General features: G+C 39.3%; 27 protein-coding genes. 17 read left to right on the top strand and 10 right to left on the bottom strand.

What is annotated here, in order from left to right; genetic code table 11:
• The first annotated feature begins 67 nt into the window (after positions 1-67).
• Positions 68-1,150, top strand: coding sequence for a molybdopterin-guanine dinucleotide biosynthesis protein B (locus FNH22_RS11200; protein ID WP_143398464.1), 1,083 nt, complete (start codon positions 68-70; stop codon positions 1,148-1,150).
• Positions 1,137-2,879: an ABC transporter ATP-binding protein gene (locus tag FNH22_RS11195; RefSeq protein WP_143398463.1), complete on the top strand. Its 1,743-nt coding sequence runs from the start codon at positions 1,137-1,139 to the stop codon at positions 2,877-2,879. Before FNH22_RS11200 ends, FNH22_RS11195 begins: the two co-directional genes overlap by 14 nt.
• On the opposite strand, the gene FNH22_RS11190 is transcribed toward FNH22_RS11195, so the two are convergent.
• From FNH22_RS11190 to FNH22_RS11160, 7 genes are all read right to left on the bottom strand, one after another.
• The gene (locus tag FNH22_RS11190) at positions 2,876-5,659 is read right to left on the bottom strand and encodes a CHAT domain-containing protein (protein WP_143398462.1); all 2,784 of its coding nucleotides are present in this window, start codon (positions 5,657-5,659) and stop codon (positions 2,876-2,878) included. The two genes, FNH22_RS11195 and FNH22_RS11190, sit on opposite strands and share 4 nt — an antisense overlap.
• A 50-nt stretch (positions 5,660-5,709) precedes the next feature.
• Complete coding sequence (locus FNH22_RS31985; protein WP_185154182.1) at positions 5,710-6,624, bottom strand: hypothetical protein; 915 nt, start codon at positions 6,622-6,624, stop codon at positions 5,710-5,712.
• A 131-nt stretch (positions 6,625-6,755) separates the two neighbouring features.
• Positions 6,756-7,442, bottom strand: coding sequence for a DUF2461 domain-containing protein (locus FNH22_RS11180; protein WP_143398460.1), 687 nt, complete (start codon positions 7,440-7,442; stop codon positions 6,756-6,758).
• Between the two features lie 159 nt (positions 7,443-7,601).
• A complete protein-coding gene (locus FNH22_RS11175; protein ID WP_143398459.1) occupies positions 7,602-8,114 on the bottom strand; it encodes a response regulator in 513 nt (170 codons plus the stop codon).
• Between the two features lie 316 nt (positions 8,115-8,430).
• The gene (gene pruA, locus FNH22_RS11170) at positions 8,431-10,062 is read right to left on the bottom strand and encodes an L-glutamate gamma-semialdehyde dehydrogenase (RefSeq protein WP_143398458.1); all 1,632 of its coding nucleotides are present in this window, start codon (positions 10,060-10,062) and stop codon (positions 8,431-8,433) included.
• Between the two features lie 67 nt (positions 10,063-10,129).
• Complete coding sequence (locus FNH22_RS11165) at positions 10,130-10,825, bottom strand: YjjG family noncanonical pyrimidine nucleotidase (protein ID WP_143398457.1); 696 nt, start codon at positions 10,823-10,825, stop codon at positions 10,130-10,132.
• Complete coding sequence (locus FNH22_RS11160; protein WP_143398456.1) at positions 10,822-11,208, bottom strand: metalloregulator ArsR/SmtB family transcription factor; 387 nt, start codon at positions 11,206-11,208, stop codon at positions 10,822-10,824. The genes FNH22_RS11165 and FNH22_RS11160 overlap by 4 nt, the downstream gene beginning before the upstream one ends.
• A 95-nt stretch (positions 11,209-11,303) precedes the next feature.
• On the opposite strand from FNH22_RS11160, the gene FNH22_RS11155 reads away from it, so the two are divergent.
• The 12 genes from FNH22_RS11155 to FNH22_RS11100 all read left to right on the top strand — a co-directional run bounded on the left by FNH22_RS11155 (position 11,304) and on the right by FNH22_RS11100 (position 20,202).
• The gene (locus FNH22_RS11155) at positions 11,304-11,948 is read left to right on the top strand and encodes a carboxypeptidase-like regulatory domain-containing protein (protein ID WP_255518031.1); all 645 of its coding nucleotides are present in this window, start codon (positions 11,304-11,306) and stop codon (positions 11,946-11,948) included.
• Positions 11,949-12,366: 418 nt separating this feature from the next.
• Positions 12,367-13,146, top strand: a complete 780-nt coding sequence (locus FNH22_RS11150) for a dienelactone hydrolase family protein (protein ID WP_255518030.1) — start codon at positions 12,367-12,369, stop codon at positions 13,144-13,146.
• 140 nt (positions 13,147-13,286) lie between these two features.
• Positions 13,287-13,694 carry a hypothetical protein gene (locus FNH22_RS11145; RefSeq protein ID WP_143398455.1) on the top strand — a complete coding sequence of 136 codons (408 nt, stop codon included), beginning with the start codon at positions 13,287-13,289 and terminating at the stop codon, positions 13,692-13,694.
• Between the two features lie 326 nt (positions 13,695-14,020).
• Positions 14,021-14,491: a hypothetical protein gene (locus FNH22_RS11140; RefSeq protein ID WP_143398454.1), complete on the top strand. Its 471-nt coding sequence runs from the start codon at positions 14,021-14,023 to the stop codon at positions 14,489-14,491.
• A gap of 199 nt (positions 14,492-14,690) precedes the next feature.
• Complete coding sequence (locus FNH22_RS11135) at positions 14,691-15,506, top strand: helix-turn-helix domain-containing protein (protein WP_143398453.1); 816 nt, start codon at positions 14,691-14,693, stop codon at positions 15,504-15,506.
• A gap of 157 nt (positions 15,507-15,663) precedes the next feature.
• Entirely contained in the window at positions 15,664-16,191 is a 528-nt protein-coding gene (locus FNH22_RS11130; protein WP_143398452.1) for an RNA polymerase sigma factor, read from the top strand.
• Positions 16,192-16,195: 4 nt separating this feature from the next.
• Positions 16,196-16,768, top strand: coding sequence for a YciI family protein (locus FNH22_RS11125; protein WP_143398451.1), 573 nt, complete (start codon positions 16,196-16,198; stop codon positions 16,766-16,768).
• Between the two features lie 13 nt (positions 16,769-16,781).
• Complete coding sequence (locus tag FNH22_RS11120; RefSeq protein ID WP_143398450.1) at positions 16,782-17,255, top strand: DUF6265 family protein; 474 nt, start codon at positions 16,782-16,784, stop codon at positions 17,253-17,255.
• Positions 17,252-17,641: a VOC family protein gene (locus FNH22_RS11115; protein WP_143398449.1), complete on the top strand. Its 390-nt coding sequence runs from the start codon at positions 17,252-17,254 to the stop codon at positions 17,639-17,641. The genes FNH22_RS11120 and FNH22_RS11115 overlap by 4 nt, the downstream gene beginning before the upstream one ends.
• A gap of 88 nt (positions 17,642-17,729) precedes the next feature.
• Positions 17,730-18,116, top strand: coding sequence for a VOC family protein (locus FNH22_RS11110; RefSeq protein WP_143398448.1), 387 nt, complete (start codon positions 17,730-17,732; stop codon positions 18,114-18,116).
• A gap of 161 nt (positions 18,117-18,277) precedes the next feature.
• On the top strand, positions 18,278-18,679 hold the full coding sequence (locus FNH22_RS11105; RefSeq protein ID WP_143398447.1) for a DUF1801 domain-containing protein: 402 nt from the start codon (positions 18,278-18,280) through the stop codon (positions 18,677-18,679).
• 266 nt (positions 18,680-18,945) lie between these two features.
• Positions 18,946-20,202 carry a hypothetical protein gene (locus FNH22_RS11100; protein WP_143398446.1) on the top strand — a complete coding sequence of 419 codons (1,257 nt, stop codon included), beginning with the start codon at positions 18,946-18,948 and terminating at the stop codon, positions 20,200-20,202.
• A gap of 105 nt (positions 20,203-20,307) precedes the next feature.
• On the opposite strand, the gene FNH22_RS11095 is transcribed toward FNH22_RS11100, so the two are convergent.
• Positions 20,308-21,186: a DUF6503 family protein gene (locus FNH22_RS11095; RefSeq protein WP_143398445.1), complete on the bottom strand. Its 879-nt coding sequence runs from the start codon at positions 21,184-21,186 to the stop codon at positions 20,308-20,310.
• Between the two features lie 386 nt (positions 21,187-21,572).
• Between FNH22_RS11095 and FNH22_RS11090 the strand changes: the two genes are divergently transcribed.
• Entirely contained in the window at positions 21,573-22,712 is a 1,140-nt protein-coding gene (locus FNH22_RS11090) for a ComEC/Rec2 family competence protein (protein WP_143398444.1), read from the top strand.
• 9 nt (positions 22,713-22,721) lie between these two features.
• The gene (locus FNH22_RS11085; RefSeq protein WP_143398443.1) at positions 22,722-23,282 is read left to right on the top strand and encodes a TnsA endonuclease N-terminal domain-containing protein; all 561 of its coding nucleotides are present in this window, start codon (positions 22,722-22,724) and stop codon (positions 23,280-23,282) included.
• A gap of 93 nt (positions 23,283-23,375) precedes the next feature.
• Here the strand turns inward: FNH22_RS11085 and FNH22_RS11080 are convergent, their stop codons facing one another.
• Both FNH22_RS11080 and FNH22_RS11075 read right to left on the bottom strand, forming a co-directional pair.
• Positions 23,376-23,978, bottom strand: coding sequence for a hypothetical protein (locus FNH22_RS11080; RefSeq protein WP_143398442.1), 603 nt, complete (start codon positions 23,976-23,978; stop codon positions 23,376-23,378).
• 200 nt (positions 23,979-24,178) lie between these two features.
• Positions 24,179-24,610, bottom strand: coding sequence for a VOC family protein (locus tag FNH22_RS11075; RefSeq protein WP_143398441.1), 432 nt, complete (start codon positions 24,608-24,610; stop codon positions 24,179-24,181).
• A 114-nt stretch (positions 24,611-24,724) separates the two neighbouring features.
• On the opposite strand from FNH22_RS11075, the gene FNH22_RS11070 reads away from it, so the two are divergent.
• A complete protein-coding gene (locus FNH22_RS11070) occupies positions 24,725-25,165 on the top strand; it encodes an Lrp/AsnC family transcriptional regulator (protein WP_143398440.1) in 441 nt (146 codons plus the stop codon).
• Positions 25,166-25,431 lie beyond the last annotated feature (266 nt).

Raw genomic sequence — 25,431 nt, 5'->3', positions numbered from 1 at the left:
ATCAACCTTTAATTGAACGATTGTCAGTTGGCTCAGAAAGTTTAATAAGATTTTAAAAACCAATAGTATGAATATCAAAAAACCAATGAGTTGCAAAGGCGTTACCGATTACAAATTGAACACTGTCATCACAAAAAGTTATATACCTATGGCTGGAGATGTAGCTATTTTTGAGGTGCTTCAATTAGGTAGTCTAAGTACGTTGCAGGATAGTGACGGGAGAAACCGTTACATTTTTGAGGGAGATAGAATAATGGCAGTGTTCGGAAATCGTTACGCCAGCAACCAATTTGAAGGATACGTGCCGACAACATTTCAGGAAGAATATGATTTTATGGGTAAAGGTGGTGTAGTAGGTGTTGTTACCTCCATGTACTATAAATTGGAATTACTTGGCCCTACTAAGCTGAAATTGATTGGTTATGCTACTGATAAGCAGGGAGAAGTTATCAATACCATAAATGAAAAAAGTATTTCAGCAGTATTTGATGCCGATAAAAAGCGACCTTACAAAACCATCCTTTCCGTAGGAGCCAGTATGGATAGCGGAAAAACTACGTCAGCAGCTTACCTATGTCGTGGGCTTAAGGCTGCCGGAAATAAAGTAGCATTTATAAAACTTACGGGTACGGTTTTTAATAAAGATAAAGTACTGGCGTATGACTGTGGCGCTGATATGGCCATAGATTTTTCAGACTTTGGCTTTCCATCTACCTACCTTTGCCCGACCGATTCATTATTAGACCTTTATGAAGCGTTGTTGGATAAAGTGGAGGAGATCAATCCGGATTACGTGGTGATCGAAATAGCGGATGGTTTGTTACAGCGTGAAACAGAGATGTTGATCAGCCATGAAGCTTTCATGTCTACAGTAGATCATGTTTTATTCTCAAGCGGGGACAGTCTTAGTGCAATGCAAGGGGTGGAGACGCTGCATAGTAAGAAAATAAAGCCTTTCGCGATCAGCGGTATGATCAACACGCGGCCGTTACTGGTTGACGAAGCAAATCGTAACCTTAAGCTTCCAGTATTGAATTTAGCTCATTTGGCTTCTGCTGATGTAGAAAACTATTTTATTAATACCCATATACGGACAACAATGGCACCTGATATGGCACAATTCAAAAAAAGAGCACGTGAAGTGGCTTGAAATGGTGACTAAAAAAGACATACTGTTTGATTATTTTAAAAGTAATAAGCTTACTACTGCGATTACCGTGGTGGTGAGCTTATTATCAAATGTCTTTTCGATCGTTATTCCCGTGAGTATAGGGAAGTTCTATAACCTTGTTTTTGGGTTGAATGCACAACGATCAAAAATGCTCGATTTTTTGCCTTCGGTCTTTTGGGATACGGTACCTCATTTTTTAACCTTTTTTATTGTTCTGGTAATGCTTAAAGTCATCTTTGATTTTGCCCAGCGTTATCAGGTAGCCGGTATGGGAGAAAAGCTGTTGATGGATATACGGAAAATGCTTTTCAAAGCCCAGCTGGATATCCCAATGCCGGTTTATGATGAAAAAGGCATCGGAAAATATCTTTTACGGCATAGCGGAGATTTAAAAAGTGTTCAAAACTATATGGCCAAAGGAATCGTCGGTTTTGCAGTAGATGTTATTCTGCTTTGTCTGGTGCTGCTTACTCTTGCACTACTTGATAAAGACCTTTTGATCATTTTATTGATCTCTTTACCTTTTATAGGAGTAACGATTATCTTTTTGAACCGGTTATTACACAGCAAAAGCTTGACGCAGAGAAATTACAAATCCGGTTTGCTGTCCTTTGTTAATATTACGCTGAGGAGTATACTTTCCATTAAAGCTTTTAACAGAACGGTTCCTGAGATGAACCGTTATGAAAAACGGTCTGAGCGGGTGTACCGGGCAAGTATGAAGTACCATGCGATAAGAAGCGTTGTTATGGCAGTGGCTCCGGGCCTTTTTTATACTATCTTGTTTTCCATCTTATGCTATGTATATTATCAACAGCAGTCAGGGTTACCTTCATTAGATGCGGGTGCATTGCTCACGGCTATTTTATTGCTTATTACCTCCATGCCTGTGTTCAGAAGGTTATTGCGGGTCAGCACATTTTGGGAACTTGGTCACATATCGTTTGACAAACTAATAAAAGTATTGCATCTGGCTGAAAATGATGAAGCGTTTTCTTCAGAGTTGAAGTTGGTGGAAGGTAGGATAGTTTTTAGTGGTGTAAGCTTTCAATACCCGGGATCTGTAAAGTCAGTATTACTTATTGACCAGGTAATCCACCCAGGGCAAACTACTTTGATACAAGGAAGCGCCGGCGTTGGAAAAACCACTATGATCAAGTTGCTGACTGGATTATATTTACCAGGCACAGGTAAAATAACCATTGACCGTCAAGACTTATCTACGGTAACCAGGAAGTCCATAAGAAAAGCCATGGCTGTTGTTTCCGAAAACTGGCCACTATTAGGGAAAACCGTTTTCCAGGCCATAAGTTATAGTCGGAAAGCTGAAAAAAGAAGATTGGCAGAAGATATGCTGGATGCTGTACAATTGCACTTGCCGGAAAACTTAAAACTATCTTTGGACAGTAGAATAGGAGATCTGGGGGCCGGCCTCTCTAAAGGCCAGCGCAAACTCCTGGCATACGCACGTGCCTTGCTAACTGATAAGCCCGTCTTGATCATTGATAGTCCATTTCACGGATTAGACAGAGCTACCCAGCGTCAAATAGCTGACCTGATTAACGGCTTAAGAGGAAAGAAAACAGTGATAGTTTTTGATCAATTTGATCAGGAGCGATTACTTGATTTCGACCGGTTCATTAGTATGAAAGAACCTGTTGAGTTTTCAACTCAAAACCAGAAGAAGAGTCATGTTAACAGTAACTAAAACACACTTTGTTTCGTGGTTTTTATGTAGTAGATCAAAAAGAGGGCAATCGCCGCGGCCAGAATATAGATCCAATAATAGTTTTGCATATTAGATGCCTGACTATCACCAATGTAGATCAGGTGTGACCAATAGTTAGGGGTTTTGAACTGGCTGTAATCCTTGTCGGATAACAGATCAATTTTGCTTTGCTGTAGTGCTTTAGCCGGAGAGTGCCCCTTTTCAAGATGATGGTAAAAGCGTTTGCTGATAAAAGCCGTTGCGCGGTCCTCTGCTTTCCATAGAGATGTAATGATATTCTTACAGCCCGCACTGGTAAAAGAACGGGAAATACTCATAATTCCTTCACCATGGACTAATTTGCCGGCAGCAGTTTCACAGGCACTTAAAAAAACCAACTCCAAAGCGTCCAGGTCGAGGTTAGAAAGCTCAGTAGTAAAAAGCTTGTACTCTGAATCTTCAGCAGATCCGGGGTATAAGGTGATGTGTGACTTACTGGGTGACGTATTGTCTGCATAGGCATGCGTGGCAAGGTGTAATAATTTCACACCTTGAATATCTCTTAATATATTTTCCTTGGTCGCTTCCTTTCCCAATAAGCTAATACCATCTAAGCTTTCTATTTCAAGAGCAGAAGAGGGTAGTAGTGCATATTTTTGACTTTTGAGTTCTGTGCCCGTGCTGAATGGGGCAACGCCTAACGATTCACTTAATTTCACTTTGAATTCCTTGTCATCAGAAATAAAGGAAGCGGCATATTGGTAACTTATATCAAAAAGTTCGACCAGGTATTCATTTTCATGGAACTGTAATGTTTCAAAAGGTAAGTTATTTAATTGGTGGTGAGGTATTATAATAAGCGAATGGACCCTTGTCAGATGATCAAATATAGGTTCGATAAGCAGATCAAAAAGCGTTGTGGATAGTTGGTACCCTGCGTAGGGCTTACCAGGTTGTATGGTTTGTAGTCCCTTAATATATTCTGCTAAAGAGGCTTTTTCTTGATCGGAAAAATTGATATTAACATACTTTAATCCATTTTTGGTGACAATGAATAACAAAAGATTATTTTGATAGCAAAAATAAGACAGTAAAGCCTGACCTTTTTGTAATATACTGCTTTGAAATTCTTCAAGATACAGACTGTCGTAGGCAAATTTTAATGCGTAGTATTCAGGGTAGTCATGGAATCTGGCACGTAATCTGGACAGTGAGACTTTCGTGTTGATTAAATCATTTTTCAGTTGATTCAGTTCGGTAGTATCTTTCACACTTTCTAGTCTCAAAGTAAGTTGTGATAAGCGAAATTTGAGATTATCTTCCATTTTGATCAAAGAGTCCGGTAGATGCTCTTTGCTTCTTAAAGTACCTTCTTTAAGGCTAATTGAGAGTGTATTAGCCTTGCTCTTCTCACTCCATAAGAAGGCTTTTTCAAGATATTTATTATTGCCTGTCCGTTCATAGGTATAAACCAATAAATCTACCGCATTCTCATAAATGGGGAGGGCCAGGGAAGTATGAAATATTCGCGCATTGTCATTGTCAAAATATTTAGCAATGTAGTCAGATACATGTATTGCGGCCTCATAAGAATCAATCGCACCTTGTAGTATATTTGATTCTCCAGTTTTTCTGTATTCCTTGTCAAAAACGGATGCTTTGGCCGCAAGGGTTTCAAACAAATCATAACTGCTGATGGTGAACTCAGTCTTTGGGTTAGTGTAGATTGAAGTATCATTGAACTCCAATACTAATTCGTTTAAGGCAAGCTGATAGTAATGGAGTGCATCAAATGGCAATTCTTTTAAATTTGCTATGTCACCTAGTAATTTATTGCTTCTACTTAAAAAAGTATTTAGTCCATCATTACCTTTTGACAGTAATCTTGCCGTATCAAGATATGCAACGGCTCTATTCAGCTCACCTTTTAAGACGTATGCCTCGGCTATGTTATTATAAAATGCCGGCAATGCTACGTTTGATTGGCTTAAATCAGATATACTCAATTGATTGAAGAAGTAGATTGCACTATCGGGCTTATTCATCTGATTGTAACTTATTCCAAGATTAATAGGAATATAATCCTGGTTTAGATCATCACTTATTATTTTACGATAAATGATTATTGCAGAATCGTATTGGCCTAATCTTCGAAGGGCAGCAGCTATGTTGCTTCTATAAGCGCTGGTTTGATATTCATAGTACCCATCGATATTCGGTGTGATTCCAATGGCCTTTTGAAAGTAATTTATACTTTGTCCATAATTTCCTGACTCATAATATAATACGCCTAATGAATTGAAAAGACGATCTTGCTCACTGATATTTGAATATTCTGTTGAAATAGCCTCAGCTCGCTCCAGGTATATGATCGATGAATCAATTTCTTGCAGTACATAATAAGCCATCCCAATGAGTAAATTAGGATGAAATCTAGTACTATCATTTAAACCATATACCTCAGAACTAACTAAAGCACCAGAATAGAGTGCTATTGCTTCTTTAAGTGGTAAATAACTATGTGCTAATCGGCCAGCTTTCATAAAAGCATCAAAATGAATCAACTGGTCATTTTTATTGTCGACTGGGATATTGTCAATGACATATCTATAGTAGGTAAGAGCTATACTATCTGACTGATCAGTGGCATCACCACTGGAATAAAGCTTTTCTGCTCTCCTGTAAAGATCCTCAGCCTTATTAATGGGGCGTTCTTGGCACCAAGGTTTTGTCGTTATTAGACAAATCAGAGATAATAATAAAGAATATTTATAAAGCATAATATCTTACAGAGCTTCAAATTTAATAAGCTCTGTAAGATATAAAAAAGCTATCTTGTGGCGCGATTTACAATAACCAAGGCCGGAGGTCTGGGCTTATAACGGGCCATTTGTCGGTTTTTTTGTTGGATTGGATTCCTTCGCCTTAGGAGGGCTCCATTTTTACCGGTAGTTTCTGCGATCAAAGAGGCAGGTACTTGGCTAAGTGAGTCATAATAATAGAGATCAAGATCAATAAAGTCCAATGCACCATTACTGGCATCATTAATTCTGTAATACAACCGGACCGACTTTACAGTACCGCTTACGGGTATGGCGCCGAATGTTCCGTTGGCCACTGTCTGTTTTAAATTGATCGTGCCGGTGGCTACATTGATGTCTATACCTTGTGGTCTTATCTGCTGTCCGGCAGGCGGCTCATCACCAAAACCATCACCGTCATCATCATCATTCCCATCATCAAATTCACAGTCGTTGTCATCATCGTCATCGTCGTCATCATCATCAGAACAGGGAGGTAACAATCCCTGCTGACCGTTGTAAAACGGTATGGCCAAAGTGTCGTTATTATCCAGTATTCTAACTCCGCTGAGGTAATTTATACCTGAAATAATTACCTTGATACGACATGTATCTGTGGTGCCTGTAGGTACGTAAAACACTTCATATTTTACACCGGTGTCACTTTGACTGACATTGATATCACCTGTTGCAGCATTAATGGATAGTCCGGCAGGTACAGCTCCAAAAGATCCGGATAGTGCAGTTACAGGAGATTCGATATAATCTGTAGCCTGTTCTCTTAAAAAAAATAGTGTATCACTGTAAGCAAAAGTGCCGCAGGAGCTACTGCTGTCTCCGGAGCCGGAACCAACGTCTGGTGTCATGGGTGAATCATCTCCCTCGCAGGCCAACGCGAACATTGCTATAGACAAAATAATTAAAGCACTAAAAATTCTGAACATGGTTTTTTTCTTAATTAGTCGTTTAAGGTTGTTGCGATGTAACCGGTAAAGCGATTTTTTTCATCACATTTGCCCAACGAATTCATATTCAGATAGTTCCAAAGAGTACGGCCTTTATCGACGGATGGTGTCTAAAGTAGAGGAGCGCCGTTTAAGTCCGTTGTAAGGATATCGCTCATGTAGTCAAAAAAAGGACGCATATGTTTAAAGCCTGTGTTAACTTTCTTAACAAATCCATTATCGATTACTTCTTTGTCAGAAAAATGATGGGTCAGTATCAATTGCTTATAGCGGAGCAGGTCGATGGAAGGGTGGCCATTGGAAAATCCTTTCGGCGCTGTTTTTACTTGCTCCCCTTCCAGTCCTCCGAAATATGAATTTGTTTTTTTGTCGTTTATGATTTCTCTCAGAGGCTCGTCATCTTGTGCAATTTGCGCGCGGATATGCTTGAGGTCTTCAGAATTGGGTGCCCAAAAACCTCCTGCTATAATGGAATTACCCGGCTGGATCCTGAAGTAATACCCCCCTCGAAGAAAGGAAGTAGCCCGCCTGAACCCACCTGAAAAATGCGTTTGGTATGGGGTTTTGTCTTTGGAAAATCGCACATCGCGGTAGATACGGAACAGACTCTTTTTGCCATTTGGCGTTTCTATCTGATCATGTGAGTTCATGATAGCTAACAATTCATCCGCAAAAAGGATCAGGTGTTGATGAGCTTCCTGATAAATGGATTTGTTATCGTTGAACCATTCCCGGTTATTATTATTGCTGAGTTTAGATAGAAAGTCCATACAGACTTTTAAGTTGGCTTTTTCCATAGTATCTACTGGTACAAAGTTATGACGTGTAAACCTAAGAAATGTTTGGGAAGTACACTTCTGTTAAACAGGAATGCCAATTTTGGCAGGGGCAAATGGGATTTTTAAAGCATGCATCTGCAGTAACTAAACCTAATTTAAAGGAAACAAGACTTCCTGTTACAGTAGTTTTTCCAGAAGATCGTTGAGATTATCCAGTGCTTGATTATCCTGGATAATGTAGTCCCGCAAGCCATTTTCCACGAAAGCATCTTTGAGATTATCATCCAGCTCATTCAAGATCACTACCTTTTGACCTGGGTTGATTTCAACGATCTGATCAAGTACTTCTTTTCCGCTTTCTATGTTTTTCATCTCCCGGTTAAGATAATAGTTTAAGAAGATGACGTCCGGATGAGACGAAAGTTCTTGAATACAACTTTTGCCGGTGGCGAAATTTTTTACTTTAAAGCGGAAGACCTTATCGTCTTTCTTGAAGCGTAATTTAGAGAAGTGCGTATTCAGTATCTGCATGAACTTAGGGTCATCGTCCACGATAAAGATCAATAATTCGAGGGTGCCCATATCAACTTCCTTTATTTCAGAAGGAAACTTAATGTCAATCACATCGGGTACATTCTTTGACTGAGAATTACGATAGTGATCTACTTTGCTCAAAGAAAAGAAAGGCATAGGTTAAGGACCATTCTGTTTTTAAAATATTTCAGCTTTCAGCTGAAACCTTACATCTTCAAATATACAAAAAATATATACTGAAGAGTAGGCATGTTTTTATGAATGGTAAATTAATGCTTCATAAATGGATTTAAAGCCCTTTTTTAGATTGCTTTTTGAGTTTTTTGTTGAAAAGAAAACAGACTATTTTCTTAAAAAAAATAGTAATCAAACGTTTGTATGGTTTTGAGTTTTTTGAACTTCACTAAATTTCAGAAAGCTCAAAAAGCCCGGATTATTTTGTATCCGGGCTTAGATCTTTACGAAATTATAGCTATTTCTCGTCTAAGAAAGGGTAAGTGTAGTCTGTAGGAGGTACAAATGTTTCTTTAATTGTTCGTGGCGATACCCAGCGTAATAAATTAAGCATAGACCCGGCTTTATCATTGGTTCCTGATCCTCTGGCTCCTCCAAAAGGTTGCTGTCCTACTACTGCGCCAGTAGGTTTGTCATTGATATAAAAATTACCGGCAGAATTAACCAATCGCTTGGTGGCCAGATCTATAGCATAACGATCAGAAGAGAATATAGCACCTGTCAAAGCATAAGAAGATGTATTGTCGAGTAGTTCCAGAGTCTCTTCAAAACGTTCTTCATGGTAAACATAAATGGTGACTACCGGACCGAATATTTCCTCGCACATGGTAAGTGACATTGGGTCTTTCGTAACGACAACAGTAGGTTCAATGAAGTACCCTTTAGACTTATCATAATTCCCGCCGGCGATAATCTCATTCATGTCATTGGATTTGGCCTTTTCGATATAATCCGCAATTTTATCGAAAGACTTTTCGTCGATAACGGCATTGATAAAATTGGTAAAATCTTCCGTAGGCCCCATTTTCATGGTTTTCAGATCAGCGATCACATACCGTTTTACATCATCCCAAATATTAGCGGGTACATACACTCTACTGGCAGCAGAGCATTTTTGTCCCTGGTATTCAAAAGCCCCTCGTGTAATGCCGGTGGCTACTTGACGTGCATTGGCCGACTTATGGGCTAAAATAAAGTCTTTACCGCCGGTCTCACCGACAATGCGTGGATAGGTTCTGTACTTCTCGATGTTGTCTCCTATTGTTTTCCAAAGGTGACGGAAAACACCAGTACTTCCGGTAAAATGTAATCCGGCGAAGTCAGGGTGATTGAATATAACGCTCCCGGCATCCGGGCCATTCACATAAACCAGGTTGATCACTCCATCCGGCAAGCCGGCTTCTTTGAACACCTGCATAATGATGTTTGCCGAATAGATCTGCGTGTAGGCCGGTTTCCATACAACGGTATTCCCCATCAAGGCCGTTGAAGCAGGTAAATTTCCGGCGATGGCTGTGAAGTTAAAGGGTGTTAAAGCAAAGACAAAACCTTCCAAAGGTCTGTGTTCCAATCTATTCCATATTCCAGGGGCAGATCCGGGTTGTTCGGCGTAGATCTGGGACATGTAAAAAACGTTAAATCGCAGGAAGTCTATCAATTCACAGGCAGAATCAATTTCTGCCTGGTAAGCATTTTTTGATTGGCCCAGCATAGTAGCGGCATTGATTTTGGCACGGTAAGGCCCTGCCAGAAGGTCGGCGGCTTTTAAGAAGATACTAGCCCTGTGTTCCCATGCCAGCTCTGCCCAGGCAGCTTTAGCACCTAACGCTGCCTGTATCGCCTGCTCTACATGTGATGTATCACCTTCACTGAAATGACCCAGGATGTGTTGGTGATCATGTGGAGGAGATACTGGCTTCTTATTATCCGTATGTATCTCTTCAGAGCCTATATACATAGGAATGTCTATTTTTTGGCTACGGGCTTCATCCAGTGCTTTTTTTACAGCGATTTTCTCCGGACTACCGGGAGCATAGCTTAAAACCGGTTCATTTACAGGTGTGGGTATTTGATACACTCCTTTGGGCATAGGTTTGTTGTTTTAAATTGTTCAATCGATTTCGGAGCGCAAAGGTAGGTAATAGGTAAGAATTAGCCTACAGGATATTTGATAGCTGGCTGAGGCAGTTTATTTCATAAGTAACTACTTGTCGATGAGTTAGCCTGGCCGGGTTAAAATAAATGTGATCAATGTTCGCATTCTTTGCACCGGTCATATCAGCATTCAGATTATCACCGATCATAATGGCCTCTCCGGGTTTGGCCCTTGCCAGATCCAGGCTGTAATTAAATATCTCAGAGGAAGGCTTTCTATGTCCTGATGATTCTGAGGTGATCACACCTTTAAAAAATATATCAAGCTCCGCTGTAGCCATTTTTATGCTTTGTACGTCGTCAAAACCGTTCGTCAGCACGTAAAGGTCATAACGAGGCTTCAAATACTCAAGCATACTTTTTGCATGAGGAAGTAAATGTGTTTTACCAGGGCACCGGAGTATATAATCTTCAGACATTTTCCTCGCCATAATGTCATGACGTATATTAAACGCTTTGAGGATTTTTTTAAAACGTTGGTTCCTGATTACCTCTCTATCGATATGGCCTTTGTTAAAATTAGACCACATCTTAGCATTCACTTTTTCAAAAGTGTCCAAAAACGTTGAGAGTTCTAATGTTGGTCTGTCCGAAAGCTTATATTCATAAAATAATTCAGTGAGTGTTTCTGTAGAGTTTTTTTTGTAATCCCACAGCGTGTGGTCCAAATCAAAGAATATTACTTTATAGTGTTTCATTTAGTTTGCCAACTAGTATTTCCAAACCTATTCAACGCTAACTCACGGTTTGAATACATTGTTTTAAAAACTTCATTATCTTTTTTTAATACCTGGTCTTTCGACAAAAATTGAAAAATTTGGCTAACGATCTCAAAAACTTCTTCTTTTAACGAATAAAATACCCACTGGTCCATTTTTCGTGTAGTCAGTATCCCGGAATTTTTCAGGTATATGAGATGTCGTGAAGTTTTGGTCTGAGTGAAATCAAGGATCAATTCCAAATCCGAAATACACATCTCCTTATTTTGTAAGATGAGATTTAGAATACGTAACCTTGACTCGTCCGAACATGCTTTAAAAATTTGCGAACCTATAGACAGACTAAAATTTTTAAGTCTCATGAGCTATTTCAAATTTATAAGAAATAAAGAACATTATATTGATAATTGCGGTTCTATTGATAATTTAGAAATTCATTTCTACATATAACTTAATCTTGAAGCTAAAATCAGGAAATATATTTTTTACTCTCGGCATCGTTTTGATGATGGCTTTTTTATCGTCAACACAACCGCTTAAGGCCCAGGGCAAAAAAAGGGTTATTCAACTCTCAGGGATCATTCTGGGAGATGATAGTGTATCCGGTATTCCCGGAGTGCACGTTTATGTTCCTAAAGCTGGCAGGGGAACAACGTCTAACCGTGTAGGATATTTTAGTCTGCCGGTTTTACCCAATGATGAAATAACGGTAAGCGCCGTAGGTTATGAAAGGCAATACTTCAAAGTACCACAGACAGATAAGGATAACCTCACTATTGTTATTGAGTTGATTTCGGATACCACCTACCTGGAAACTGTGGAGATCATGGCGTTTCCGACAGAAGAAATTTTTAAGGAGGCTATCGTAGCTTTGAATCTACCTATTGATCAGCGTGGTGTATCAGGTGATAACTATAACGATGACTTATTGGCATTAATGCTGCGCACCACCCCATATGATGGGGCTTTGAACTACCGGTACGCGCAAGACTTGTGGGCACAAAATCAGGCGAATCGATTTGGTGCTCCACCAAACCCATTCCTCAACCCGTTTAATTGGGCAAAATTCTTCAAATCTTTGAAGAGTAAGAAGAAAAATTAGGAGCGTTCTCATATGGTGAAGGCGATGATCATCATAATCAGTAATACTAAATAGATTACTCCGACAAACCATTTGAAAAAATTTAAATCTTTACCTTTCATTATCATTTCTATTAATATAAGTATGTTCTCCAATAATAAAGCATAGTATGTGCCAAAAGTCAAAAACGGGTTTTATCAGGAGATAGGGCATAATATCACTCACTTAATTTCCCATATTGGGATTAATTTTCAATTATAGAATTATTTTTTAATTGGTACTTCCTGTGCAGATTGAAAACACAACCTAAAATTCACGAAGATGGAGACAATGTTAATTCATCGGCATTTCGGTTCATGATTCAACGGGTTTTGTAGTTCAAATACTGTTGTTACGTTTCTTTTTGTGAGCAGAACGATAATTTGCAAGGCATTTTCAGATGGACGTTCTTTATGATGAGATTAATACCAATAATGCACGAATGATCCGGAAAAAAACACTGCACTATAATGAAGGAGTACAGGCCTTCGAAGGAAATATTTATTGGGAGGATTCGAAGCCCGGTAAAAAACCGGGTGTTCTCATAGCCCATGCGTTTGGCGGGCAATCTGAATTTGAGTGGAACAAAGCTATTGAATTAGCAAAGCTAGGGTATGTTGGTTTCGCTATAGATCTGTACGGAAAAGGGAAAAGAGCTTCTTCCAACGAAGAGGCACAGGCCTTAATGAACGAGCTTGATAGCAATAGAGAACTACTTTTAAAGAGAATGCAATTATCGTTGAATACGTTGATGATATTTGAGCAGGTGGACAATAAGCGAATTGGAGCGATTGGATTTTGTTTTGGTGGTAAATGTGTTTTAGACCTTGCAAGGTCCGGTGCTGATATTAGAGGCGTAGTGAGTTTTCATGGACTGTATGATAAACCATCCATTAACCATGAAAGTCCTGTGAAAGCGGCCATTTTGGTATTGCATGGATGGGATGATCCTTTGGCCCCACCTGACCAAACTGTTGAACTGGCAAAGGAGCTTACACAGCGTAAAGCAAACTGGCAGTTACTTTCTTTTGAAAATACAGGTCATGCTTTTACAAACCCTAAGGCCCAATTTCCTGAAAAAGGAATGTTCTACCATGCGTTATCCAGTCGAAGAGGCTGGAGAGCTATGGTTCATTTTTTCCTGGAAGTGTTTGAAGGGGATGATAATGATGAAGAGTAAAATTGTGTGGATTGTTTCTCTTTAAGTCCATACATGTTTTATTATATACGCCTGGGATAATTCTTGATCAACAGAGTTTTGCCAGCTAGAAACCTTTCATACAATTGCTATGAGCATTGTTTCTTTTGCCTTTGATGAGAATGTCACGGATATTTGCATCGGTGAGAGTGCTTAAAAATTGCATCATAGGTTTATTGATTATCAATACGCTATTAAGCGCATTGACAGTGCCTTTGATATACCTGGACTTTAATGTTCGCCGTGATTATATTGCTAAGGCACTTTGTATTAATCGTGATCAACCTATCACAATGTGTGGAGGTAAATGTTATTTGGACACAAACCTTGGAAAGGTTTCAGAAAATCAAGATAAAAAGTCCGCCGGCACTCAAAGGGGAGTTGAAATTTCATTTTTCAGCCAGGAGTTGATGTCATTGATCTCTTCACTCTTACCTGTAGAACGTGAGAAAGAATACATGTCATATGATAGTGCTTTTTCACCATCCTCTTTTTACGAAGATATTTTCCATCCGCCAAAAAGCTTTTGAATTATCCTGAAGGTCAGAGGTAGCTGACATAGCGCAGACTCATGTGATATCCGTTTAGTTTGAATAACCAGCGTATAGGCTTTTTTTGCATCATAACTTATTGTTGAAATCGGGAATACTTATAGTAAATAACTTCCTGGCACTACCCATTTATGTTGCTGGCCTTACGGGGGAATGGCTTTTCTCACCTTTTTTGATCTGAAAATGCTTTACGAAGCATTTTACTGCCCTTGTGTGGGATAAGTGTCTTCAGGATCTGGAGACATGAGCACAAAAATCTGCTAAAAATTAACAGGTTTCAACGAAACCAAACAAACCCAACTAAAATGAAACATCGAATAAGTGTATCAGTGACATTATTGATTTTACTGACTATTTCATGTGTACATAACACGGAAAAACGAAACGTACCAAGCGACCCGCTGGAAAGCGAGGTTATAGCCATTTACAATGAAGCGATAGATCAGGTGGGCATAAAAATACGGTTGAAAAATCAGCTCAGACGATCGACAGATTCCACCCGGCAGGAGGAGCACACGATGGCGATAAAGCGCCTGGATGATGCCCATAAAGGTATGATGATGTGGATGCAAAATTTTCTGACACAATTTCCGGATGCCACTTTAAAAGGTCATGGCTATCATCATCATGATGAGGTTGGGCCTTTCGAGGGAAATAACAAGCTTTCGGAAGAAGACAAGCGAGAGTACCTGCTCATAGAAAAACAAAAGATCATGGAATTAGATGAGAAAATGAGCAACGCCATTTTCCATGCAAAATATATTTTAAATCAATGAATAAAATTCGAATGGCCTGACGGATAGTTAAATGCCAGGTGATACGAAATGATCAGGTGTACGTTGGGGCATAGCAGGTATATTTGACCTTAACGTTCGCCTGGTCTATCCCGCCTGCTATATTGCAATAGAATTACTGATCATTCTATCCAGGGTATTTTCATTATTTTAGTAAACTGTTCTAAATCAAAAAGTAGGAATGCAGATTGCCGTACACCTTCCTAAAACAGGCTTAAATTCTTTTGTTAAAAAGATGTGGATGATTGAGGAAGAGAGTGGCACTAATATCCAGGTGAATGCATTCCCGGTAGGTTATCCTTTTTTGAATGTTATAAATGGTGCGGAGTTTTTAATAGAAAGTGCAAAGTCCCCCGTTTTAAAAGCATCCGGTTATCTGTCCGGCCCGGCGAGTACACCTTTCAAATTGAATATGAGTTTTGTGAAACGGGCATTGACTATTCAGTTACACCCGTTTGCCATACCTTATATCTTTGGATTACCGGCACGGGACCTCTACAATCGCAGGTTATGTTTGTCAGAGATAAATCCTGAGCTTGCAAATAGGCTTGAGGAGGAGGTTTTTAGTGATTCAGATAGTGTTTCTGTCCTGAGAAGATGTGAGTATATTCTGCTTGATTACTGCGGCACATTGGAATCAGACCCAAGAATGAGTTTTATATTAGATCTGCTACTGGATCGCAATGGTTTAATGCGTATCCCTGATCTGTCACATGAAACTAATTTAACTCAGCGAAGACTTCAACAACTGTTCCGTAAAAATTGGGGAATGTCTCCAAAAACCTATAGCCGCATCATTAAAATGCAGTATCACACCTATCAATTAATAAATGGGCATGATTTTGACACCGTGATACCGGATGGCTATTACGATCAATCTCATTTCTTACATGATCTAAAAAAACAAACAGGCATGCTTCCCGGTGAGTACATAAGCCATGTCACTTCTCCGGGTAAGAAACAGGCCTACCTCTTTTCTAATCTTTATTTTTCTTAGCCTGATGAGTTTTGAGAAAATAGAGGATGCCTTAGTTTTTTAGTCCGGGGTTAAAAGTGACAGAGATATGTAGATGTCGTTTTATAATTATTAATTTTTTTCTTACGTCAACCAACCTTTTATGTGCTGACTGCCACTAATAACAAATGCCAATCTATTGAAAGACCAAAAACTAGTTCAGGATTTTTTAGATACGCGCAGCGAAGGTGCTTTTCTCAGTCTTTACAGGTCAAAAACACCGCATTTGTATCAAATGGCGCTTAGACTCACTCAAGATAAGCATCAGTCGGAAGAACTTATCCAAGAAATGTGGATCATCGCCATTCGAAAGCTGGCAGATTTTGAATGGCGTTCGGAACTAAAGACCTGGCTTACCGGCATTTTGATCAATCTTTTCAGGTCCAGGAGAAAAGAACAGGAAAAAATGCAGGCATTAACGGAGGGCATGACTGGGACTGAAGTATCATTTGAAATGTCTTTGGTCACCACACGTGATCTGGAAAATGGTATTGCCGGGCTTCCCCCTGGCTACCGGCAAATTATTGTACTTCATGACATTGAAGGATATAAGCATAAAGAGATAGCCCGCCTGTTGGATATTACGGAAGGGACGAGTAAAAGCCAGCTTTTCCATGCCAGAAAAGCACTCAGGGCGTATTTAAGTGAAGATTCAGCTAAACGTTAAGGCTATGGATGGAGAGCGTCTTTCAGATTTAGAAAAAAGAGTGTTTCAGGACCTTCAAAAGGAGCAGCAGCCTCCTAAACACCTTGAAAAAAAGGTGGTTGCGAAGCTTATGGAAGAAGGCCAACTACGAAAAACAGTGACAATGAAAGTATACATAAAATGGGCTGCGTCAGTAGCAGCGGGGATATTACTCTTTCTAAGCGGTACTTATTACGGAAAATCAAGCAATATAGATAGGGTAGAAATAGAGCCTGACAGGGGCTATATGCTCCTTTTACATGAAGATGAACGGTTTCAGCCCGGGGAGCCTATGACGATGTTCGAAGAATATAAGGCCTGGATGGAGAATACATTTAACAAGGGAGTGAAAATTACCGGGCAGGAATTGAAAAATGAGGCAGTACTTATAAATCCCGATGGAAGAACGCAAGTCTTGGATGAAGATGTGGACAAGCGAACGACGGGCTACTTTTTAGTAGAGGCGGCGTCATTGGATGATGCCATACAAGTAGCAAAAGAAACTCCACATGTTAAATATGGTGGTATAATTGAAGTAAAACCTTATATGGTTCGATAAACAACACATAATTATGAAAACCGAAAGAAATTTATTTGCAGTATTATGTTTGGCTTTGCTTACTTTTTTGTCCTTTAATGGGCCGGAGAAAGTGAAAACGGATGCCTATGACTACGCCTGGTTAGCCGGTAGTTGGATAGGGGACGGGTTTGGAGGTACTTCTGAAGAGGTTTGGTCCCCACCGTCTGAAGATGGAACGATGATGGGTGTTTTCAGACATCATAAGGCAGATGGATCTCTCAACTTTTACGAGTTCATGGTATTGGACAAAACGGGTCTGCGACTGAAACACTTTAATCCCGATATGGCCGGCTGGGAAACTAAGGAAGACTATATTACCTTCGGAATGATAAACCATTCGAAGGACAGGATTGAACTAAAGGGCCTGGTCTTTGAGCGAAAGTCAGCGGATGAAATGGAGATCCGTCTGAAGATGAGATCAGGAGACAAAATAAAGACAGAAATATTTAAGATGAATAGAAGATGACCATTGAACATGTAGCAATGTGGGTGCAGGACCTGGAAAAAATGAAAGACTTTTATGTCCTGTATTTCGGAGCTGAGGCCAGTGCAAAGTATGTGAACCAAACTAAAAACTTCACTTCCTATTTTCTCCATTTTGGACCTGGTCGCACTCGTTTAGAACTTATGACCCTACCGGATGCCAAACCTAAACAGGGTGACAGGGGTTTTGACCATGGATTGGCACATATGGCCATATCCGTTGGTGGTGAAGAAGCCGTAGATAATCTTACCGAACGGTTACGCAAAGACGGGTACACCATAGCCGGTGAACCTCGAACCACAGGTGACGGCTATTATGAGAGTGTAGTGCTTGATCCGGAGGGTAATTACCTGGAAATTTCCGCGTGAGATATCAGGGAATCCAAATTATCCCATCACATCAATAATTTAGCGACAACTGAAGAACCGTTGAGACCATCAAAAGAAACAGGATGAAATGTTAAGATTATACAGAGTTATCCTCCCTGTGAAGGATATTGATCAGGCAGTATCATTTTATTCGAAAGTTCTGGGCGAAGATGGGATGCGTGTTTCGCCTGGAAGACATTATTTCGATCTGGGAGGTACAATATTGGCATGTTATGACCCCAAGGCAGACGGAGATAGTTTAGGAGCAGGATGGCTGCTCCATGAGAACCAGTATGTTTATATTGCCACTACAGCCCTGGAGAAGATCTACAAAACACTTAAAACTATGGACGGCCAATTTATTACCAGTGAGATTGAAACGATGCCCTGGGGGGAAACCTTGTTTTATGCCCGCGATCCTTTTGGGAACCCGATATGTTTTGTAGATGAGCGGACTATTTTTATGGGAAAATAAATTCTTAGGATAGGGTTTCGCATTTATACAATACCTTTTGCTACTCTACTGTTAATTTTAGCTCGCAGGTACAAAATAGCGTATAGCCTGTCTCAAAAAAACAAAGCTTAACATATCTCAATGAGGTTAAGTAGTTCATGGAAAATTGACTTATACGTGAAATGAATATAGAAGATTTAGACCCGGAGGTTAGTAAGGTAATTAAGAAGAGCACTCCTGAAAGGCAGGCAGAGGCATTACAATTACTGGAAATGATGTCTGGCGTTACGGGCGAACCTCCCAAAGTGTGGGCAGGAGGTATTATTGGCTTTGGCTCCTATCATTATAAATATGATTCGGGTAGAGAAGGAGACTGGCTGCTTACCGGTTTTTCTATTCGAAAAAGTGCTTTATCCATCTACATTATCTCAGGTTTTGACCTGCACAAAACCATTATGCAAAAGTTAGGTAAGTACAAAATTGGAAAGTCTTGCCTATACGTAAAAGGTCTGACAGAGATTGATCCGGACCAGTTGAAGCAATTGATTCAAGGCTCGGTAGATCATATAAGATCCTCTCATTAAACAAAGGCGAAAACCAGGACCGGTTGACCTGGCTTACATACTGGAAGAATTGATTATAACTGCCTGTTAATATGCAGGTTGATAAACAGAAGTGTCAGAAGTAGTATGCAAACAATTAGAAAAAAAAAAGAATAACAATCTGCTATGACGTGAATTTTGTATTATTATTTAAATAATTTTTTAGTTAATAAAATGTTTTTTGGTTTTGTTTTGGCTTTTTAATCAATATATTGCTTTATGTTTGTATGGTAAAATAAAACGCCTCCATGAAAACAAACAATACATTCCTTGTAGTTATCATCATTAGCATTGGCCTTTTTAACATGCATTGTGAAAGCGACGATGTGGAAGAAGAGATTGTTGAAGTGGTCAATTTTGAAAAAGCCCAATTGAATTATTTTCCTTTATCCGAGGTCGAAGAAGGACAAATAGAAGGGTTTTCTATTAGACAACCCTCAATGTTAAATGGAGTACCACAAAATAATGGTAGCATCACCTTGACGCTTTCTTATACAGATATAGCTTCCTTTAGTCTGAAAGAGGTAGAGTTTGACCTTTCCATGTTCAGCATTTCTCCAGGAGTAGGAGAGCGAAGCATTATTCCAGGCAAAACGATAACTTATACCATAACTCCTGTGAGTGACTCTTCTGTTTCTCTGCGATATGATGTTCGGGTGATGATAAAAGGGCCGAAACCTCCAGACCAGGCATTAGCCATAGACAGATTTCGATTTTTAAGTATGAATAATCCTGGCCTTGATACAGATATAATAAGTACGGAGATAAGAAAAACACCAGCTCTTAGCAAATTTGAGGCTACCATTGTAATGATAGTGCCTGATGGAACGGATTTTTCAGACCTCGTCCCTACGATTGATTTTGAAGGAAGTACGCTGACATACCATACCACGTTTAATGGAGGTGACTCAGATTTTAAAGTATTTGATAAAGGAACGTCGTTAAATTTTAAATATCCTAACCTGATCCATTTTAGAGTGTATAATGGTGACAGGTCAAAATTTTCGGAATACCGTGTTATCGTTGAAGTTAAAGAGCCTATTATTTTTGATGAAACAAGTGTCACTATTAATGATGGCAATTTAATACCCATCGGGATTGTCAGTTATGATAACGTTGTCAGCTTTACCAATTATGGGAATTACCCCATTACCTCTGACCTGTCTGTGTCAACTATTGAAGTGACCGAAACACCGGGACCTACCCCCAAAAACTATTATAACCTTGTCATTTTAAAAGAAGACAACTCCTTTGGTAGCCATGATGTAATAAGTAATGGAGAAAAAGGCAGACTATACGTCCAGGTCAATTTTTTTGATGATTTTATAGGCAGCCCTACCGGACTTAGGGACTATAAGATTGAAGCTGAGTTTAATACTCTGCTTTACACACCAGGAACCCCAAATATTAAAAAAGATGTTGAATTTGGAGGGCTTGAGGAATACGAGTTCTTCATCTATGATCCTTTCAAGATAGAGTTAATAGCGAAGGTTTTTGTTAATTGATCTAAATGGATTTGTACCTGGTTTCTGAGTGCAACAGACGTAATGTTATACAAAGAAAAAGGAGCTCTACATGCGGAGCTCCTTTTTCTTTACGATTAAATAGTATTACAATACGAAATCCTCTGTACTAAAGCCATTATTGAATTTAACATTTTCGGAGATTTGACGGAGTGAAGGAGTCTCAGGGTATTCTCCCTGTTCATTAGGCATGTAGACGTTACGATTCGTTGGCAGTTTCAGTCCATTGATATCAGAATAGCCCACTTCCATGAGTAGCACCGGGTCATTAACACCAAATGCCGGAAGAGAAAACAGAAACCTGTCTATCAGCTTTGTTTCAGGATTGACATAAACAATATAGACATCATTTTGAGGCTTACCTACCGCTTCTGCATGATAAGAAACCGAAACCTTGTCATACGTTTTCCCATTGACCGTCTCCTGTCCCATGTATTCGTGACGTGTTCCCGGATTACCCAGTTTAAAATTCATGGTAAACCAAAAGTAATTGGCTCTTCTTAAAAAATCAGCTAATCCCACTGCGGCAGGGTCTTCCATGATTTTTCCATCCATACTTGCTGAAGCGCTTTCACCATTGAATGACTGAATTACTTCGCCTTCTGCATCAGGCATTACATTTACCTCATGGGTAGTATACCTGGCCCATGATGCTTCATTGTCAAAAATATAACGCTCTACAGAGATGTCTTTTTTGCCATCCGCCTGTAAGTACTGGTAATTGAATTCAACATCTTTTTGTTCCCATAGTTTGTCCCAGCTACCGGCAGCCATTTCTACTGCTTTGATAATGCTCGATACATCGTTGACATCGTACTTCACTTCTTCGGTTACCACCTCAGGCTCTTTTTCTTCAGTAACAGCCTCTGAAGTAGGTTTGTCCGAACATGAACTGGTTAGCAAACTCATTGTAGTGAGGAGTATGGCTGACCATAACAGTATACCGGACTTTTTTAAAGCTTTCATAATTTGTTGTTTATAGGTTTTGAATTTGCCCTTGGTTCGTCAGGGCCATCGAATAAACAGAGTTTGTTCGCTATTGGTTATAACTCTTCTTCGGTAGCAAGTTACAGTTTTAAGGTATAAACTAATTTCCTTGAACATACGCCAGGCCACTTTGTCGTGTATGGACATAATCATCCTGAAAAATGATATAAGCTGGTTCTCTTCCAACTAAAATCGGCCAACGGCTATTTTACATATTTTGAAGACCTGCTGACGATGCCCTCTCGAATCCTGGTTTTTGAATACGGAGCATAATCTGGGATCAAAATACCCGATATAGGGTATTTTCTGTTGATAGGCAAACAGTTATATTTAGCTAAGGAAGAATTTGCATTAACCCTACTATTATGAAATGTTTAGCTGTACTTATACTTGTCGTTAACATGAGTCTCTCTGTTGTTGCCCAATCTGACTTACAGATCATCCATATCAACATAGGGCAGGGTTCATCTACGTTAATATTAGGCCCGGAGGTTAATGGCAGGCGCATATCTGTTTTGTATGACTGCGGCCAGACACTTACGGCGGGCAGCGATAAAGATGGTGGCAAGATCATATATGACCTCCTTAAAGATAAAGGGGTACAAGAACTCGACTATTTGGTTATTTCACACTATGATGCGGACCATCTGGGAGGTGCCATTTATGGTACAAGTAATTTCCATAGATCGAGTTTTGCGATGGGGCCTGACAATGTGCCAGGGGCCCTCGGAGATGATGACAATGATGGCGATAAAGACTGGCTGGATAATGATAAGATAAAATTTGATTTTTCAGAATGGGGAAAGGGAGATGATATTAAAGTGAAAAAAATTGTTGATCGTGGCAGTACGAGTACACCTACTTCCAAAACGTATCAAAAGTACAGGGCATTAACGGAAGCTACTGAATACATAGCGCTTGAAGAGCCATCTGATTTTGAAAATTACACGATTGACCTGGGTGCCGGAGCCGGCATGTCATGCCTTACCGCAAATGGATATGTAAAAGGTGCCGGGTTAATCGATAAGGCGAAGTCGGAAAATGAGCGTAGCATTACTTTTTTGATAGAGTATGGTGCTTTTGACTACTTAATTGGTGGGGACCTGATTGGTAAAAGAGGCACCGAGAGTGGCCCGGAAGATGCCAGGTTAGAATATCACTTAGGCAAATACATTCGTGATCATATGATTAATATAGATGTCTTCCAGGTGAACCACCATGGTGCAAATAACACCTCTGAAATGGCTTTCCTGAACCTGATCAAGGCGGAGTATGCCATTATATCTTGCGGGGAAAACAAGTATGGACATCCCTATCCGGATAATCTTGAAAGGCTTTTGGGGTCAGGGGTACGGAAAATCTACCAAACCAATAGAGGCGAACCTAAATGGACACTATCAGACTATGTGAAAAATCGCCAGAAAATCGCGGATGATCACATTCAACTATCCACGAATGGAGTATCATTCAAAATAAACGGGGATGTTTATATTAGTGATAACTGATCCCTATCTATGCCACTCACAGCGAAGCCGGTAGAATACAATGGGATATTATTTGATTCGACATTGGAATTAAAATTCGCCCTTCTAATTGAAGACTTATGTGAATACATATATCATCCCCTTACCATTTGGTATGATAAAAATGATCTTACCAAATTCGATAAGCAAGTATGCCCGCATAAATACGAGCCTGATTTCTTGGTCAGAAAGTTAAAATCGAATACCGCTCACTTAATTGAAATAAAGCCTACCCGTTTTTTAGAGGATGAATTGATACTGGCAAAAAGAACGGTTGCTGAAAATTATATAAAGAGAAAAGGTTATGATTGGAGCTTTAGGGTCATGACTGAACGGGATATTTGCCTGGACGAAAATAAAAAGCCCAAACTGAAGGAGTTGATGCAAAGCCGAAAGTACTTTAAAAGAAAACAACGACACCGGAGGCTAAATGCAAAGTATACACAAACGCTTATACCTAAAAATCACATTCCATATGTTACCAATTTAGATTTGGATGAACGTGACCACATATTATTTGTTAAAAAGGGATTAATAAAAGAGTATTATTGAAAATTACAATTTTTGAGGAAAGCGGTGTTCTTGATATCAGGATTGATGAGTTACTGAATTCCCTTTATTTGTAGCTTATGTCTTACACAAGTTTTACCTTGTTCCTGTCATCATGGCGTATTTGTTTAATGCTGTACGTTCGTAATTACATAGTTGATTTTCAAAGGATACCAGGGTGGCAAAGGTTGCAATAGCTGGTGAATCCTTGAAGAAAAGTTCTATCTCGCTATACGGTGTACCTGATTCGGAAATGACAGGTTCAAAATTATTTGAAGTAAAGGCATTAAGCTCCTTAACATAATTATTGATTAAATCTTTGATTTTGTCACCATTACCGTCAGTGAGCATGAATTCATTTTGTTGATCAATAGATGCCAGATCATGTTCTACCATAATGTTCAACTGGGATTTAATATCGCCTAAAGCCGTAAATAGATTGTCTGTGAGTAGTACTACTTTTTTTCCACTTTCAGCTATTTCTACATCATAGCTTCTATTGCCTTTATTTTTAACCTCTTGGTGAATTCTTTTGAGAAGGTTCTTATTTTCATATCTCAACGAATTTACTGCCATATCAAAATTTTCTGCGGTGTAACGCATTTTTTCAAGAATCAATGTATCACTCTTTTGTCCTTCTGAATTACAGCTCAGAATGATTATCGAAGCCATTATAAGTATGCTATTCTTTGGTTTCATTGCTCTATGTATCTTTTACTTGAGATGATAATGAATTAGGCTTGGTTGTAATGAGTAGAAATCAGAAAGCTCTAACCTTCCAAACGGATGTAAGCCATACTTGAAAAGTAAATTTACACTTTGTGGTGGAGTTCCCAAGTTTCATTACATTTTCATAGCCAATAATTTTACCTTGTTATGATTTTTTATTTAAGTTATGATTAGTCCCTTTCAAACAGTTGATCCATATTCTTAAAGGCTTTAAACTCTAGAGCATTTCCTTCAGGGTCTAAGAAGAACATGGTCCCTTGTTCTCCGGCCTTCCCTTCAAAACGAATACAAGGTTCAATGACAAATTGAACCTTTTTGTTTTTTAGTTTTTGGGCTAGGTTGGTCCACTCACCCCAATCCAACACCACTCCAAAATGTGGAACAGGAACGTCATGCTGATCTACCGGGTTGGATACCCGGTGACCAGATAGTTGATGGGTTGAAGCTTGATGGATAACCAGTTGATGTCCGAACAAGTTGAAATCGATCCATTTTTTATCACTTCTTCCTTCCGGGCAATCTAATATTTCCCTGTAAAATTTTCGACACTTATTTAGGTCTGTTACCGGAATGGCCAGGTGGAATGGATTAAGGTTGTTCATGTTTTTTTTATACAAAAATAGTAGCTGATTCTTTCGTTATAAAGTGGATTCAATTGATAAAATGATTAATTTAAGTGTTATGAATTGTTTATTTGATTAAATGCCATTGATTCTATGATTGATGCTTTGGACGAAGGAATACTGGATGTTTTACAAAAGAATTCCAGGTTGTCTTTTGCAGAAATAGGCCGAAAAATAGGCCTTTCTCCCTCTGCAGTGAGAGAGCGTGTGCAAAAGTTGGAAGAAATGGATGTCATTAAGGGATATGGGATAGAGATTAACCACCGGTTGTTGGGCTATGATATAGAAGCCTTTATATCCGTAAAGACCTTTCATGGCAGGTTAAAACCGTTTCTGGAGGTGCTAAAAACTTATCCGGCCCTAAGAAAAGCCTATCGCATCACAGGCGGACAAAATGTACATTTGGAAGTTGTGGTAAAGGACAGGCTCCAGTTACAGGAGCTTATTGATCAAATCATGCAATATGGGGATACATCAACACAGCTAATACTTTCTGAGGTTATGCCTGATGAAAGAACAAAGTATTCTCAATAGTACTTACTAAAACCTTCGATAATTCATTCGCCTGATTTTGGGTTTACCATAGCTTCCCTATGTCTCACTATCTGATCGATTCCACACAGATTTCATGAATGACAGTATTTTTTGCAGCTATAGAAATAATGCATGTGTTAAGCCCTGAGACCCAGAAGTAAGTTCAGTGTTCAGGATCATATTAGAAGTACTGATCCGTTCGTATCTTTAGCTTCATCTGACCTTCGTTCGATAAACGTAGGACCAGTAAAGGGATTTTTGTTTTC

Source organism: Fulvivirga sp. M361 (assembly GCF_007097395.1).
Lineage (GTDB): Bacteria > Bacteroidota > Bacteroidia > Cytophagales > Cyclobacteriaceae > Fulvivirga.
Note: the sequence above shows the minus strand (reverse complement) of the source record. Positions and strands in the feature narration are given on the sequence as shown.